The following is a 14,106-nucleotide window of genomic DNA, read 5'->3' as shown; positions in this document are numbered from 1 at the left end:
CGGTCCTCTCCTCGGGGTCGGTCCCGCCCCGCTGCGGCGACCGGTCGGGGCGCCGCCGGACGGGCCTCGGACGCATTCCATGTTATTGGTATTCATGGTTAAGGTGTCAACGCCCACACCCCGTCCCGGGAGGATGCCGTCATGCCCTCTGCCGTCATCGTCGACGCCGTCCGCAGTCCCATGGGGCGCGGCAAGGCCGGCGGCGCCCTGTCCGGCCTGCACCCGGTCGACCTCCTCGCGCAGGTGCTCACCGCGCTCGCCGACCGCAACTCCCTCGACCCGGCCACGATCGACGACGTCCTCGTCGGCTGCGTCGGGCAGAACGGCGAGCAGTCGGCCACCCCCGGGCGCCAGGCCGTGCTCGCCGCCGGCTGGCCGGAGTCGGTGCCCTCGGTGACCATCGAGCGCAAGTGCGGCTCGGGGCAGCAGGCGCTCGACTTCGCCGTCCAGGGCGTCGTCGCCGGCGCCTACGACATCGCGATCGCCGCCGGCGTCGAGTCGATGAGCCGGGTGCCGATGGGCTCCGCCCGCGGGGACGCCGACCCGCACGGCCCCCGGGTGACCGAGCGCTACTCCCCCGGCCTCGTGCCGCAGGGCATCTCCGCCGAGCTCGTCGCGCAGAAGTGGGGCCTGTCCCGCACCCAGCTCGACGAGTTCGCCGCCGCCTCGCACGCCCGCGCCGCCGCCGCGGCGTCGTCCGGCGCCTTCGACCGGGAGATCACCGCGATCACCACCCCGGACGGCGTCGTCTCCGCCGACGAGACGATCCGCCCCGGCACCACCGTGGAGAAGCTCGCCGGGCTCAAGGCCGCCTTCGCCGGCAGCCCGCACGCCTCCCGCTTCCCCGAGCTGGACTGGAAGATCACCGCCGGCAACTCCTCCCAGCTCACCGACGGCGCCGCCGCGCTGCTGGTGATGAGCGAGGAGCGCGCCGCGGCGCTGGGGCTCACCCCGCGCGCCCGGATCGTGGCCACCGCCGTGACCGGCGACGACCCGCTGCTCATGCTGACCGGCCCCATCCCGGCCACCCACAAGCTGCTGCAGCGCTCCGGCCTGTCCGTCGACGACATCGCCGCCTTCGAGGTCAACGAGGCCTTCGCCTCGGTGCCGCTGGCCTTCCAGGCCGAGTTCGGCGTCCCCGACGCGAAGCTCAACCCCCGCGGCGGCGCCATCGCCCTCGGGCACCCGCTCGGCGCCTCCGGGGCGCGGCTGGCCACCACGCTGCTCGGCTTCCTCGAGGACACCGGGCAGCGGTACGGCCTGCAGACGATGTGCGAGGCCGGCGGCATGGCCAACGCACTGGTGATCGAGAACCTGAGCGCAGGGAGGAACTGAGCATGGACGTCACCGCTGGGTCCGCCGTCGTCACCGGTGGGGCCTCCGGCCTCGCGCTGGCCACCGCCCGCCGGCTGGTCGAGAAGGGCGTGCCGACGGTGCTCGTCGACCTGCCCACCTCCGCCGGCGCCGAGGTCGCCGCCGAGCTGGGCGGCAAGACGAGGTTCGTCGCCGCCGACGTCACCGACCCCGAGGCCGTCGCCGCGGCGGTCGCCGCCGCCGACGAGCTGGCCCCGCTGCGCACCCTGGTGCACTGCGCCGGCCGCGGCGGCGCGATGCGCGTCGTCGACAAGGAGGGAAACCCGGGCGACCTCGCGTTCTACGAGCAGATCGTGCGGATCAACCTGATCGGCACCTTCAACGTGCTCAGCCAGGCCGCGGCGCGGATGGCGAGGCACGAGCCGGTCGAGGGCGAGCGCGGCGTCTGCGTGCTCACCGCGTCGGTCGCCGCCTGGGAGGGCCAGATCGGGCAGCTGCCCTACGCCTCGGCCAAGGCCGGCATCGTCGGGCTCACCCTGGTGGCCGCCCGCGACCTGGCCAGCAAGCTGATCCGGGTCGCGACGATCGCGCCCGGCACCTTCGACACCCCGATCCTCGCCCGGCTGCCCCAGAACGTGCGGGACTCCCTCGGCGAGATGACCCCGCACCCGCGGCGGCTCGGCCAGCCCGACGAGTTCGCCCGCATGGCGATGGCGATCATCGACAACCCCATGCTCAACGGGGAGACGATCCGGCTGGACGGCGCGATCCGGATGCAGCCCAAGTGAGCGCCGCCGCGGAGACCGTCGGGCCCGAGGTCCGGGTCGAGCGCCAGGGCGCGGTCCTCGTGGTCACCATCGACCGGCCGCGGGCGAAGAACTCCATCAACACCGCGGCCGCGCAGCAGATCGGCGCGGCGATGGACCAACTGGACACCGACGACGGCCTGTTCGTCGGGGTCATCACCGGCGCCGGCGGGGTCTTCAGCGCCGGCATGGACCTCAAGGCGTTCCTCGCCGGGGAGAAGCCGGCGGTGCCCGGGCGGGGGTTCGCCGGGCTGGTGGAGCGCCCGCCGACGACGCCGCTGATCGCCGCGGTCGAGGGCCCGGCGCTGGCCGGCGGCTTCGAGATCGCGCTGGCCTGCGACCTGATCGTGGCGGCCGAGGACGCGTTCTTCGGCCTGCCGGAGGTCAAGCGCGGGCTGCTCGCCGGGGGCGGCGGGCTGCTGCGGCTGCCGGTCAAGGCCGGGCTGCCCAAGGCGACCGAGTGGGCGCTCACCGGCGACCGGGTGAGCGCCGCCGAGGCGCACGCCGCCGGGGTCGTCAACCGGCTGGTCCCGCCCGGGCAGGCGCTGACCGCGGCGCTGGAGCTCGCGCAGCAGATCGCCGCCAACGGGCCGCTGGCCGTGCAGGGCACCAAGCGGATCCTGGCCGAGGGCCCGGGGTGGCCGGCCGAGGAGGCGTTCGCCCGGCAGTGGGAGATCTACGAGCCGATCCGCTCCTCGGAGGACGCGAAGGAGGGCGCCCGCGCCTTCACCGAGAAGCGCGCCCCGGTCTGGCAGGGCCGCTGACCGACCCGGCGCCGACCCACCGGAGGTCGGCCCCCCTGCAGGGGCCCGGCGCGAGCTCGCGAGCGTCGGGGGGCAGGGGGGTCCTTCCTCAGCGCCAGTCGATGATCTCGTCGATCATCTGTGGCTGCCGCTGCTCGACCCAGTCCGCGTACTCCTGCATGTGCTCGCGCATGAGCTTCTCGGCGGCGTCGGCGTCGCCGCGGGCGATGGCCTCCGCGATGCCGGCGTGCACCTCGAGCACGTGCCGGCGCTGGTCCTTCGGCGACAGCAGCCCGCTGATCTGGTCGCGGAAGATCTCCTCCAGCGACGAGCTCATGAGGTTGAGCACCGGGTTGCCGGACATCGCCGCGATCGTCTTGTGGAAGTCCCCGGTGGCGTCGAAGTACTCGGCGTCGTCCTCGACGGGCGTGGCGTCCGGGTCGGCGACCGCGCCCACCAGCTCCTGGCTGCGGCGCTCGGCGGCCTGCCGGGCCATCAGCGGCTCCAGCAGCAGCCGGGCCTCGACCAGCTGCCGGAAGGTCACTCCGCCGATGTGGAAGAACAGGCTGGACATCCGCCCGAAGTCCTTCGAGCCGACCTCGATGACCATCGGCCCGCCGTTGCGGCCGGGCTTCATCGTGATCAGGCCGTGCACCTCGAGGATCCGCAGCGCCTCGCGCAGCGACCCGCGGCCGACGCCGTAGTCCTCGAGCATCTGCGCCTCGGAGGACAGCAGCGTGCCCGGCGGCAGCTTGCGCGAGACGATCTCGTGGACGATCTCCTGGGCGAGGGCCTCCGCGACCTTGGCCCCGCGCTTGATGGGCCGCGGGGACGAGCCCACGTCGCGAGGACGGCCACTGCTGGTCATGTCTCGCAGGGTAGTAGCTGTGCGCAGGGTTTCGCCGTCCCCGCGCGGGCGTCACCCCCGATGGGTGAGACGCACCGGTGCCGGATGGGCGTCCCGGGGCGGGGCCCCGGCGGGAGTGGGTCCTGTGCCGACGCCCGGCGGAGCACCGGCCCGGCCGGGCCGCCGGAGCGCCCGAGGAGAGGCGCCGGGCCCGTCCAGCCGATTCAATGCCCCCGGGACGACGACGGGGTCGTCCCCGAGCGGGGGCGGTGCCGCGATGTACATCTGCATCTGCCGCGCGGTCAGCAGCACGACCGTGCGGGCGGTCATCGCCGAGGGCGCCCGCACGGTGCGCCAGGTGGCCGACGCGTGCGGCGCCGGCACCGACTGCGGGCGCTGCGCCGTCCACGTCCGGGCCCTGCTCGAGGAGCAGCACGGGCCGCGTCCGCGCGGCCGGCTGGAGTCCCGACCAGCATCGAGCGAGGGAGCGGCGCGATGGTCTACCTGGTGACGATCTTCCCGGTCGAGGACTACGACGACTACGTCGCCACCCTCGACCGGTCCGCCGAGCGCTACGCCCGGCTCGCGGTCACCCGGTACTCCGTCTACCGGGCCACCGACGACGGGCGCGAGGTCATGAACGTCTTCGAGTTCCCGAGCGTCGACCACGCCAAGGCGTTCCTGCGCTCACCGGAGATCGACGTCCCCCGCTTCCTCGACTCGTTGACGCTGGAGATCTACCCGACCTTCTTCCTGGGCGAGCGGGGCGTCGTCCGCGACCTCACCCCGCCGGACGGCTGACCGCCGTCACGCCTGCATGAGCGCCCGGTGCTCGGGCGCCATGAGCTCGCCCAGCAGCCGGTGCGCCGGCCGCATCTCCCCCAGGTCGACGCCCAGCTCGGCCATCACCCGGTTGACGACGCCGACGTCCTTGCCGACGAACTCGCCGGCCGCCCGGGCGAAGGCCTCCACCGACCCGCCGGCGGCCATGGCCTGCAGGGCGTAGCTGGTGCCGCTGCCGTGCGTGATGCCCTGCAGGACGGCGCGCTCGTCGAGGCCCAGCTCGGCCGCCGTCCGCACCGCCTGGGCGACGACGCCGATGTTGGCCGCGAAGATCGCGTTGTTCAGCAGCTTCACCCGCTGCCCGGAACCGCGCGGGCCGAGGTGCAGCAGCGGCTCGGCGTAGGCCTCGAGCACCGGCCGGGCCCGCTCGATCCCCGCGTCGGTCGCGCCGACGTAGAGGGTGACGTGCCCGGCCGCGACGTCCTGCGGCGAGCCGCTGACCGGCGCGTCGACCACCTCCACGTCCCGGGGGGCGCCCCGCCCGGCGAGGTCCTCGATCGTCCGCGGGCTGCCGGTCGTGTGGCTGACCAGCACCGACCCGGCCGGCAGCGCGTCGAGCAGGCCGCCGTCCAGGGCGACCTCGCGGACCTGCCCGTCGCTGAGCACGCACACCACCACGGCCGCCGCGCCGTCGGCGACCTCGGTCAGCCCGGTCACCGGCGTCGCGCCCAGGTCGGTCACCGCCTGCCGTGCGGCCTGCGACCGGACCAGGACGCGGACGTCGTGGCCGGCCGCGGCCAGCCGGCCGATCATCGGCGCGCCGATCCGGCCGGCGCCCACGAACCCCAGCTGCACGGCCGCCGCCCTCAGCGGTTCTGCGGGAAGCCGAGGTCGAGCCCGCCGTGGCTGGGGTCCAGCCAGCGGGAGGTGACGACCTTGCCGCGGGTGAAGAAGTGCACGCCCTCGGTGCCGTGGGCGTGGGAGTCGCCGAACAGCGAGTGCTTCCAGCCGCCGAAGGAGTAGTAGGCCATCGGCACCGGGACCGGGACGTTGATGCCGATCATCCCGACCTCGACCTCGTTCTGGAACCGCCGGGCGGCGCCCCCGTCGTTGGTGAAGATCGCCGTGCCGTTGCCGTACTCGTTGCGGTTGACCAGGTCCAGCGCCTCCTGGTAGGTGTCCACGCGCAGCACCGACAGCACCGGGCCGAAGATCTCGTCGGTGTAGACGGTCATCTCCGGGGTGACCTGGTCCAGCAGGGTCGGGCCGAGCCAGAACCCGTCGGCGGCGCCGTCCGGGCGCACCTCGCGGCCGTCGACGACGACCTTCGCGCCGGCGGCCTCGCCGGCGTCGACGTAGGAGGCGACCCTGTCCCGGTGCTCCCTCGTGACCAGCGGGCCCATGTCGCAGCCGCGGCGGCCGTCGCCGGTGCGCAGCGTGCGGGCCCGCTCGGCGATCCGGGCGACCAGGTCGTCGCCGATCCCGCCGACGGCGACCAGCGCGCTGATCGCCATGCACCGCTCCCCCGCGGAACCGAAGCCGGCGTTGATCGCCGCGTCGGCGGCCAGGTCGAGGTCGGCGTCGGGCAGCACCACCATGTGGTTCTTCGCCCCGCCCAGGGCCTGCACCCGCTTGCCGGCGCGGGTGCCGTTCTCGTACACGTACCGGGCGATCGGGGTCGAGCCGACGAAGGACACGGCCTTGACGTCGGGGTGCTCCAGCAGCCGGTCGACGGCCACCTTGTCCCCCTGCACCACGTCGAACACGCCGTCGGGCAGCCCGGCGGCCTTCCACAGGTCGGCGATCCACAGCGCCGCCGAGGGGTCCTTCTCGCTCGGCTTGAGCACCACGGTGTTGCCGGTGGCGATGGCGATCGGGAAGAACCACATCGGCACCATCGCCGGGAAGTTGAACGGACTGATCACCGCCACCGGCCCGAGGGGCTGGCGGACCGAGTGCACGTCCACGGCCGTCGAGGCGTTCTCCGTGAAGCCGCCCTTGACCAGGTGCGGCACCCCGCAGGCGAACTCCACGACCTCCTGCCCGCGCGACACCTCGCCCAGCGCGTCGGACAGCACCTTGCCGTGCTCGGCGGTGATGATCTCCGCCAGCTCCCCCTTGCGGGCGTTGAGCAGCTCGCGGAACGCGAACAGCACCGACGACCGCCTGGCCAGCGAGGTGTCCCGCCAGGCCGGGTAGGCCGCCGCGGCCGCCGCCACCGCGGCGTCCACCTCCGCGACCGAGGCCAGCGCCACCTGACCGGTCACCTCGCCGGTGGCCGGGTCGGTCACCGGGGCCGTGCGGCCGGAGGTGCTCTCCCGGCGGGCGCCGTCGATCCAGTGCGGGATGGTTCCGGGCATGACTTCCCTCGGGTGCTCGGGTGCGGGACCCCCCGGAGGCTAGTGCGCCGGGGGGTGTCGGCGGAGCAAGCGTTCGATCCACGCCCCGCGTGCCGGTGGCGCCCGCGAGCCCGCGGCCCCCGGGCACCGGGCGCGTCAGGCGTCGATCCGCTCCCCGCACAGCGGCGAGGCGTCCTCCACCGGCACGAACTCCTCGCCCTGCAGCTGCACGTAGTAGCTGCACTCCTGGCCGAGGGAGGACCGGTCGCCGAAGTCGAACGGCTGCGGGAACAGGCCGCCGTTGTCCCAGGTGTCGTCGCCGTGCAGCGCCGCCATGAACTCCTGCTGCGTGGCGTCGCACCCGGCGAGCTCCAGCCCGTGCAGCAGCAGGTCGGCCAGGCTCCAGCCCAGGGAGTGGTCCAGGTCGGGGATGCCGCCCGCGATGCCGGCGTCCTCCAGCGCCGACCGGAACGTCTCGCTCGCCTCGGAGCCCAGCTCGACCGGGGCGACGGCGGAGGTGTAGTAGACGCCCTGCGAGGCGGCGACCGCGGGCTCGGACTCGAGCAGCGAGGCGCCGTACCCGGTGGCCGCCAGGATGGCCTTCATGGGGTAGTCGGCCTGCTGCAGGCCCTGGGCGATCGCGACGATGCTGTTGGCGTTGATCGGCAGGTAGACCGCGTCCGCTCCGGAGTCCATGATCCCCAGCACGATGGCGCTGACGTCCTCGCTGCCCAGCGGCATGCTGTCGTTCACGTAGCCGCGCTCCAGGCCGGCGGCCTCCGCGGAGGCCAGGACGTCCGCCAGGCTCTGCTGAGAGCTCGGCGTGGCGAAGGCGATGCCGGCGATCTTCGTGGCCCCCCGGCTGGCGAGGAACTCCCCCGTGGTGGAGAAGACGGTGCCCGGCAGCGGCACGGGGAAGGCCGGGAAGAGGTTGTTCCCGGTGTCCTGCCACTCCGGTGCGCCGTCGGTGGCCACGCCCAGCACCGGGATGTCGGCGGCCTGGGTGGTGGCGTACTGGGCGGCGGCGAAGAAGAGCTGGCTGTCGTCGAGGATGACGAAGGGCTCCTCCTGGGTGGCCAGCTGCTGGAAGGCGGCCAGCGCGCCCTGCGGCGTCGAGGTGTCGTCCGCGGTGACCAGCTCGAACTCGATGTCGGCGCACTCGCCGCCCGCCTCGCGGTAGGCGTCGATGCGCGCCTGGAAGGTGACCTCCGACTTCCCGCCCTTCGACACGGCGGCCGGCCCGCTGTAGGAGGTCATCAGCCCGACGGTGAGGGTGCCGCCCCCGCCGCCGGCGTCGGCGGCCGAGCCGCCGCCATCCTCCTCGTCGTCCGAACCGCACGCCGACATGCCGAGCACGAGCAGGCAGGCGGCCGCTGCGGCCACCGCGTTCCGAGATCGCACAACGACTCCTTCGTCATCGGAGGATGCGGCGCTCGGACGCTGCTGCGCCGGGCCGCGGTGGCCCGCCGGCCCGCGCCCGTGCCGGACGCGGACCGGCCGGCCGGTCAGTGGGGCCGGCCCTCGCGGTCGAGGTAGTCCTCGGTCGCGATCCCGCGGTCGACCAGCCGCCGGTAGGCCTCCTCGTCCAGGCCCAGCAGCTGCCGGAACACGTACTCGTTGTCCTCGCCGAGAACCGGCGCCCCGCGCTCCCAGGCCAGGGGGAAGCCGCGGAACGGCGAGCCGAGGTGGTCGAACCGGCCGACGTCGGTGCTGTCCAGCGGCCGGATCCACTCCCGCGCCACGACCTGCGGGTCGACGGCGAAGTCCGCCTCGCCGAGGTGGGGGGCGGCCGCGACCCCGGCGGCCTGCAGCGCGGCGAAGCCCTCGTAGGCCGTCACCGTCGCGGCCCAGGCGGTGATGGCCTCGTCCAGCCGGTCGTGCGCGGCGTGCCGCCCGTCCACCCCGGCCAGGGCCTCGTCGGCGGCCAGGTCCGGCCGGCCGATCACCCCGGTCAGCGCCCGCCAGGCACCGTCGTCGGTGACCGTGACCGCCAGCGCCCGCCCGTCGGCGCACGGGTACAGGCCCTGCGGGGCCCGGCGCGGGTCGCGGTTGCCGTACCGCCGCGGCTCCCGGCCCAGCTGCAGGTCGACGAACACGTCGCCCAGCTGGCTCAGCACGTTCTCGCTCTGGGCGAGCTCCACGACCTGGCCGCGGCCGGTCGCCGCGCGGTAGTGCAGCGCGGCGAGCAGGGCGAACACGCCCGCGGGGCCCGTGACGCTGTCCATGTGCTGGGTCGTCGGCGTCTCGTACAGCTCCGTGCCGCGGTGCCCGCACAGCGAGGCGAAGCCGCTGAGGCCGTCGAACTGCCCGCCGAACCCGGTGTAGTGCGACCAGTCCCCGGACAGCCCCGCCGGCGGGAGGCGCAGCACGATCATCCACGGGTTGGCGGCCAGCAGCTCGGTCTCGTGCACGCCGAGCTGGTGCAGGGTGGAGGACTTGAGGTTCTCGACGAACACGTCCGACTGTGCGACGAGGCGGAAGAAGAGGTCGCGCTGCTCGGCGTCGCGCAGGTCGAGTGTGCACGACCGCTTGCCGCGGTTGATCGAGTTGTAGAGGGAGTGCCGGTTCCAGGGCCGGTCGGGCCGGTCCGGCTGCGCGGGACCGTAGCCGCCGAGGATCGTGCTGAGCAGCATCTGCTGGCTCGGCCGCGGCGAGTAGCCGCGGGTGGTCGGCGGGAAGACCCGCGGGCTCTCCACCCGGATGACCTCGGCGCCGAGGTCGGCCAGGTGCATCGTGAGCAGCGGCCCGGACCACACCGTGGTCAGGTCGAGCACCCGCAGTCCGCGCAGCGGCGGCTCCTCCACTGCCACCGCGGCCACCGGCGGCGTGGTCCGCGCGTCCGCCGGGGCGACCGGGTCGGGCGGGTCGGCCTGCCCGAGCCGGGGGGCCGGCCGGCGCAGCCGCCAGCCGCCCTCGGTGAACCGGTACGGCGCGCCGGGCAGCAGGACCGGCCCCAGCTCGGGGTCGGCGGCGTGCACCCAGAACCCCCGCTGGTGCAGGTGGTCGGCGGCGAGCACCTCCGCCGGCAGGTTGACCGGCGTCACGGGCCAGCCGGCCGCCTGGGCGGCGTCGGTGATCTCGCGGCGGGTCCGCGACAGCAGCCACGGGTAGAGCGCGCCGTCGAGGACCTCCTTCGCCTCCGGGCGGACGAAGGCGTCGGGCCGGGCGAAGAACTCACGCAGCTCGTCGCTGTCCAGGACGGCGAGCATCTCGGGCAGCTGCGGCGGGATCATCATCATCGCGACGAAGCCGTCCGCGCACGGGTGCGGGCCGACCGGCAGCACTGTGGAACTGCTGTCGGCGATCATCTCCTCCAGCGGCTTGCGGTCGCCGTACTCCCAGCCTAGGTAGCGGCCCATCCGCGTCGGGTTGGCGGCCAGCGCCTCCGACGCCGCGCAGTCCACGAAGGCCCCCGCCCCGGTGGCGCGGGCCCGCAGCACGGCCGCCAGCCCCCCGGCCGCCGCCGTGTGGCCGAACGCCGCCTCGGTCACGGCCATGGGCAGCCGCACCGGGCCGCGCCGGTCCAGCAGCAGCGTGCCCGCGAAGGCCTGCGCCACGAGGTCGCTCCAGGCGTAGCCGGCGTAGGGCCCCGTCGCGCCGAAGCCGGAGAGGGCGACCACGGACAGCGCCGGGGAGCCCGCCAGCACCTCGGCCCGGTCGGCGCCCCAGTCGGCCAGGGCGCCGGAGCCCGGCGCCTCGACCACCAGGTCGGCCTCCGCCACCAGCCGCAGCAGCTCGTCCGGGCCGGCCGCGGGGTCGAGGACGACGCTGCGCTTGTTGGTGTTGAGGCTGGCGAAGGCACCCCGCGCGGCGCGCAGCGGGTCCCCCGACGGCGGCTCGACCTTGACCACGTCGGCACCGAGGTCGGCGAACACCTTCCCGCACCAGTCGGCGGCGATGCCGCTGCCCAGCTGGACCACCGCGACGTCGCTCAGCGCCTGGCGCATGCCACCCCGTCCCTCCCGGTCGGCGCGGCCGAGCGCGGGTCGGCCAGCCACCGCTGCAGTTCCTCGAACGTCTCCCGGCGGACGCTGTAGGTCAGCGCGCGGGCGCTGCCGTGGACGTCGACCAGCCCGGCCTGGGCCAGCGTGCGGATGTGGTAGGTGAGCATCGTCTTGGTCGCGCCGAGGGCCGCCTCGAGCTCGGCGCGCGAGGTCTCCCCGCGCCGGCACAGGTGGGCCAGCAGCCGGCAGCGCAGCGGGTCGGACAGCGCGCGGAACACCGGCACGGGGTCGCCGCCCTCGCCGAGCACGTCGCGGTCCGGGGGGCCGACGACGGTCAGCCGGACGCCGCTCACGACAGCGGCGACGCGGTCGCGTGGTCGACCACGCCGCGGATGTTCCGGCCGGCCCGCATGTCCGCGTAGCCCTCGTTGATCGTCTCGAGCGTGTACCGGCGGGTGATCAGCTCGTCGAGCTTGAGGTAGCCGCGGCGGTAGAGCTCCAGGACGGCCGGGATCTCCACCGCCGGGCTCGAGGCCCCGAACAGCGAGCCCTGCAGGCGCTTCTGGAACAGCGTCAGGTGCCGGGTGGAGATCGGGACGGCGACGTCGTCCTCGGCGCGGGGCAGGCCGGTGAGCACGCAGGTCCCGGCCTTGCGGATCACCTCGACCCCGGCCGCGACGTGCTCGCCGGTGACCACCCCGACGCAGACGATGCAGGAGTCCGCGCCCTGCCCGTCGGTGAACGAGCGGGCGATGTCGGTCGCCTCGGCCATCGTGGCCACCGCGTGGGTGGCGCCGAACTCGCGGGCCGCCGTCCGCTTGGACTCCACCGGGTCGACGGCGATGACCACCGAGGCGCCCGCGTGCGCCGCGCCCTGGACGGCGTTCATCCCGATCCCGCCGACCCCCATGACGACGACGACGTCGCCGGCCCGGACGTTCGCCGACCTGACCGCCGACCCCCAGCCGGTGACGACGCCGCAGCTGGTCAGCGCGGCGACGTCGAGCGGGACGTCGTCGGGGGCCTTGATCGCCGACTGCACGGCCACCGTGGAGTACTCGCTGAAGGTCGCGATCCCCGCGCCCTGGCCCACCGGCTCGCCGTCCAGGGACATCCGGCGGGTGCCGTCCTCCCGGACGCCGGCGAGGATCCGCGCGCCGTTGTCGCACAGGTTGTGCATCCCGGAGGCGCACCAGCGGCAGAAGCCGCACGCCGGGAGGAAGGACAGCACCACGCGGTCGCCGACGGCCCAGCCGGGCGTGTTCGGGCCGACCTCCTCGACGACGCCGGCGCCCTCGTGCCCGCCGGCCATGGGGAACGCCTCGGGCGGGGCGGGCAGGTCACCGGTGGTGATGTGGTCGTCGGAGTGGCACAGCCCGGCCGCGACCATGCGGACGAGCAGCTCCCCCTGCCGGGGCCCCTCCAGGTCGAGCTCGGTGACCTCCCACTTGCCGGGCTGGCTGAACAGGACGGCGGCTCTCGTGCGCACGGTGCGGCTCCTCGGGACCGGGAGGCGGACGGCGGGACGGCGACGGCGGGATCTGTGGTGGCCGTCACACGAGGCCGGACCATAGTGACCCGACCGCGCCGAGCGCAACGAGGAGCGGTGCATCGGTAGAGCGACGTTCTACCGAGATGGCAGGGGGTCCCCCGGGGCCCGGCGCCGGAGGTGGGCCCCCGACGTCCCGACGTCGGTCAGAACTCGATGCAACGAGTTGGTAGAACCCCCTTCTGTTTGCTCGTGAGCTGTGCCACAGTCCCTCCCGTGCCGAGCCGTGAGACCCGTGTCACACCGTGTCACGGACCCACGACACGCCTCCCGAGCTGGCCGTTCGCCGGCTCGACCGAGCCCGGCCACCCGCTCGCCCCGCTCGACGGGCCCCTCCCGTCGCGGCGGGACCACCCGGCACCGGCGCGGGTCCCCACTCGCCGTCGCCGCTCCCCTCAGGAATGACGAAGGAGTCGTCGTGCGTACCAGGAACGCAGTGGCAGCAGCAGCCACCTGCCTGCTCGTGCTCGGGATGTCGGCCTGCGGTTCGGACGACGAGGAGGACTCCGGCGGCAGCAGCAGCGCCGGCGGGAGCCAGAGCAGCAGCGGCGGCGGGACGCTGCGGATCGGGCTGATGACCGAGCGCACCGGTGCCGCCAGCGCCCAGAAGGGCGAGCGGTCGGAGCTCGGCTTCAACGCCCGCATGGCCGCCTACCAGGAGGAGGGCGGCCAGTGCGCGGACACCGACGTCGAGCTGGTCGTCGCCGACACCGCCTCCAACCCGCAGGGCGCCCTGGGCGCCGCGCAGCGGCTGGTCCAGCAGGACGACGTGTTCGCCGTCCTCGGCGACAGCCAGCTGTTCTACGCCGCCGCCGACTACCTGGTGCAGCAGGCGCCGGACACGCCGGTGATCGGCCCGGCCACCGACGGCGCCCCGGCGTGGCTGGAGAGCGGCACGAACCTCTTCCCGGCCGGCCCCCCGCCGCTCACCGACGTGGTGTTCTCCACGACCGGGGAGTTCCTCGCCCAGCAGGGCGTCACGAAGCTCGCCGGCGTCGCCATGGCCACCCCGTCGTCGCAGGCCACGTTGGCGACCATCCTGCAGTCGGCCGAGGCCGCGGGCCTGGACCAGGGCTACGTGAACAACAGCATGCCGCTGGGCAGCGAGGACGTCGGCGCCATGGTGCTCGGCATCCAGGAGTCCGGCAGCGACGGCCTCTACCTGCCGATCACGACCAGCGCCGCCGCGGCGATCATGCAGGGCCTGAGCCAGGCGGACTACGAGTTCAAGGCGGCGATCCTCGCCAGCGGCTACGGCGGCGTGACGCTGGAGAACCAGCCGTTCGTCGACGCCGCCCAGGGCGCCAGCTTCAGCCTCGGCTACACGCCGGTCGAGATCGAGTCCGAGGCGACCGCCCGGCTGCAGCAGTACATGGAGGAGGCCGGCGTCCCGTTCGGCATCCCCGACCTGGGCCAGGCGCAGGGCTGGATGATGGCCGACCTCCTGCTGCACGGCCTCGAGCTGGCCGGGTGCGACGCGAGCCAGGCCGACTTCATGTCCGCGCTGTCGGAGGACACCACCTGGAACGCCGGCGGGCTGTACCCGCAGGAGTTCGACTTCTCCGACCACCGCAACCTCGGCCAGGAGTGCGCCTTCTTCGTGACGCTGGAGGGCGAGGAGTTCGTCCCGGTCTCCGACGAGCCGATCTGCGGCGAGCGCGTCGAGACCTGACCGGCCCCGGGGGGGCGGGCGGCGGCCCCCCGCCCCCCCCGCCCCCCCCCGGCGCACACCGCCCCCGCAAAACAACCAAATTATAAAACAGTTAATACCCAAAACGCAA

At 74.3% G+C, this 14,106-nt stretch carries 13 protein-coding genes; 6 read left to right on the top strand and 7 right to left on the bottom strand.

Annotated elements, in window-relative coordinates; genetic code table 11:
* The first annotated feature begins 141 nt into the window (after window positions 1-141).
* From ACI79F_RS22340 to ACI79F_RS22330, 3 genes are read left to right on the top strand one after another with little or no spacing between them, the layout of a single operon-like run.
* Window positions 142-1,335 (top strand): thiolase family protein, encoded by a 1,194-nt coding sequence (locus ACI79F_RS22340; protein WP_456547375.1) that lies wholly within the window; start codon window positions 142-144, stop codon window positions 1,333-1,335.
* Window positions 1,336-1,337: 2 nt separating this feature from the next.
* On the top strand, window positions 1,338-2,102 hold the full coding sequence (locus ACI79F_RS22335; RefSeq protein WP_456547374.1) for an SDR family NAD(P)-dependent oxidoreductase: 765 nt from the start codon (window positions 1,338-1,340) through the stop codon (window positions 2,100-2,102).
* Entirely contained in the window at window positions 2,099-2,884 is a 786-nt protein-coding gene (locus ACI79F_RS22330; protein WP_456547373.1) for a crotonase/enoyl-CoA hydratase family protein, read from the top strand. The genes ACI79F_RS22335 and ACI79F_RS22330 overlap by 4 nt, the downstream gene beginning before the upstream one ends.
* 88 nt (window positions 2,885-2,972) lie before the next feature.
* Here the strand turns inward: ACI79F_RS22330 and ACI79F_RS22325 are convergent, their stop codons facing one another.
* Window positions 2,973-3,731: a FadR/GntR family transcriptional regulator gene (locus tag ACI79F_RS22325; RefSeq protein WP_456547372.1), complete on the bottom strand. Its 759-nt coding sequence runs from the start codon at window positions 3,729-3,731 to the stop codon at window positions 2,973-2,975.
* 256 nt (window positions 3,732-3,987) lie between these two features.
* Here ACI79F_RS22325 and ACI79F_RS22320 point away from each other — a divergent pair, with 256 nt between their 5' ends.
* Window positions 3,988-4,221 (top strand): (2Fe-2S)-binding protein, encoded by a 234-nt coding sequence (locus ACI79F_RS22320; RefSeq protein WP_456547371.1) that lies wholly within the window; start codon window positions 3,988-3,990, stop codon window positions 4,219-4,221.
* A complete protein-coding gene (locus ACI79F_RS22315; RefSeq protein WP_456547370.1) occupies window positions 4,206-4,511 on the top strand; it encodes a hypothetical protein in 306 nt (101 codons plus the stop codon). The genes ACI79F_RS22320 and ACI79F_RS22315 overlap by 16 nt, the downstream gene beginning before the upstream one ends.
* Before the next feature lie 6 nt (window positions 4,512-4,517).
* On the opposite strand, the gene ACI79F_RS22310 is transcribed toward ACI79F_RS22315, so the two are convergent.
* From ACI79F_RS22310 to ACI79F_RS22285, 6 genes are all read right to left on the bottom strand, one after another.
* Complete coding sequence (locus tag ACI79F_RS22310; protein WP_456547369.1) at window positions 4,518-5,348, bottom strand: NAD(P)-dependent oxidoreductase; 831 nt, start codon at window positions 5,346-5,348, stop codon at window positions 4,518-4,520.
* An 11-nt stretch (window positions 5,349-5,359) separates the two neighbouring features.
* A complete protein-coding gene (locus ACI79F_RS22305) occupies window positions 5,360-6,853 on the bottom strand; it encodes a CoA-acylating methylmalonate-semialdehyde dehydrogenase (RefSeq protein ID WP_456547368.1) in 1,494 nt (497 codons plus the stop codon).
* A 135-nt stretch (window positions 6,854-6,988) separates the two neighbouring features.
* The gene (locus tag ACI79F_RS22300; protein WP_456547367.1) at window positions 6,989-8,233 is read right to left on the bottom strand and encodes an ABC transporter substrate-binding protein; all 1,245 of its coding nucleotides are present in this window, start codon (window positions 8,231-8,233) and stop codon (window positions 6,989-6,991) included.
* Between the two features lie 104 nt (window positions 8,234-8,337).
* Window positions 8,338-10,779, bottom strand: a complete 2,442-nt coding sequence (locus ACI79F_RS22295) for a CoA transferase (protein WP_456547366.1) — start codon at window positions 10,777-10,779, stop codon at window positions 8,338-8,340.
* A complete protein-coding gene (locus ACI79F_RS22290) occupies window positions 10,764-11,129 on the bottom strand; it encodes an ArsR/SmtB family transcription factor (protein WP_456547365.1) in 366 nt (121 codons plus the stop codon). Before ACI79F_RS22290 ends, ACI79F_RS22295 begins: the two co-directional genes overlap by 16 nt.
* Entirely contained in the window at window positions 11,126-12,265 is a 1,140-nt protein-coding gene (locus tag ACI79F_RS22285) for an NDMA-dependent alcohol dehydrogenase (RefSeq protein WP_456547364.1), read from the bottom strand. Before ACI79F_RS22285 ends, ACI79F_RS22290 begins: the two co-directional genes overlap by 4 nt.
* A gap of 496 nt (window positions 12,266-12,761) precedes the next feature.
* Here ACI79F_RS22285 and ACI79F_RS22280 point away from each other — a divergent pair, with 496 nt between their 5' ends.
* Window positions 12,762-13,997 carry an ABC transporter substrate-binding protein gene (locus ACI79F_RS22280; RefSeq protein ID WP_456547363.1) on the top strand — a complete coding sequence of 412 codons (1,236 nt, stop codon included), beginning with the start codon at window positions 12,762-12,764 and terminating at the stop codon, window positions 13,995-13,997.
* Window positions 13,998-14,106: the final 109 nt, after the last annotated feature.

It is taken from the genome of Blastococcus sp. SYSU D00868, from assembly GCF_054050575.1.
Note: the sequence above shows the minus strand (reverse complement) of the source record. Positions and strands in the feature narration are given on the sequence as shown.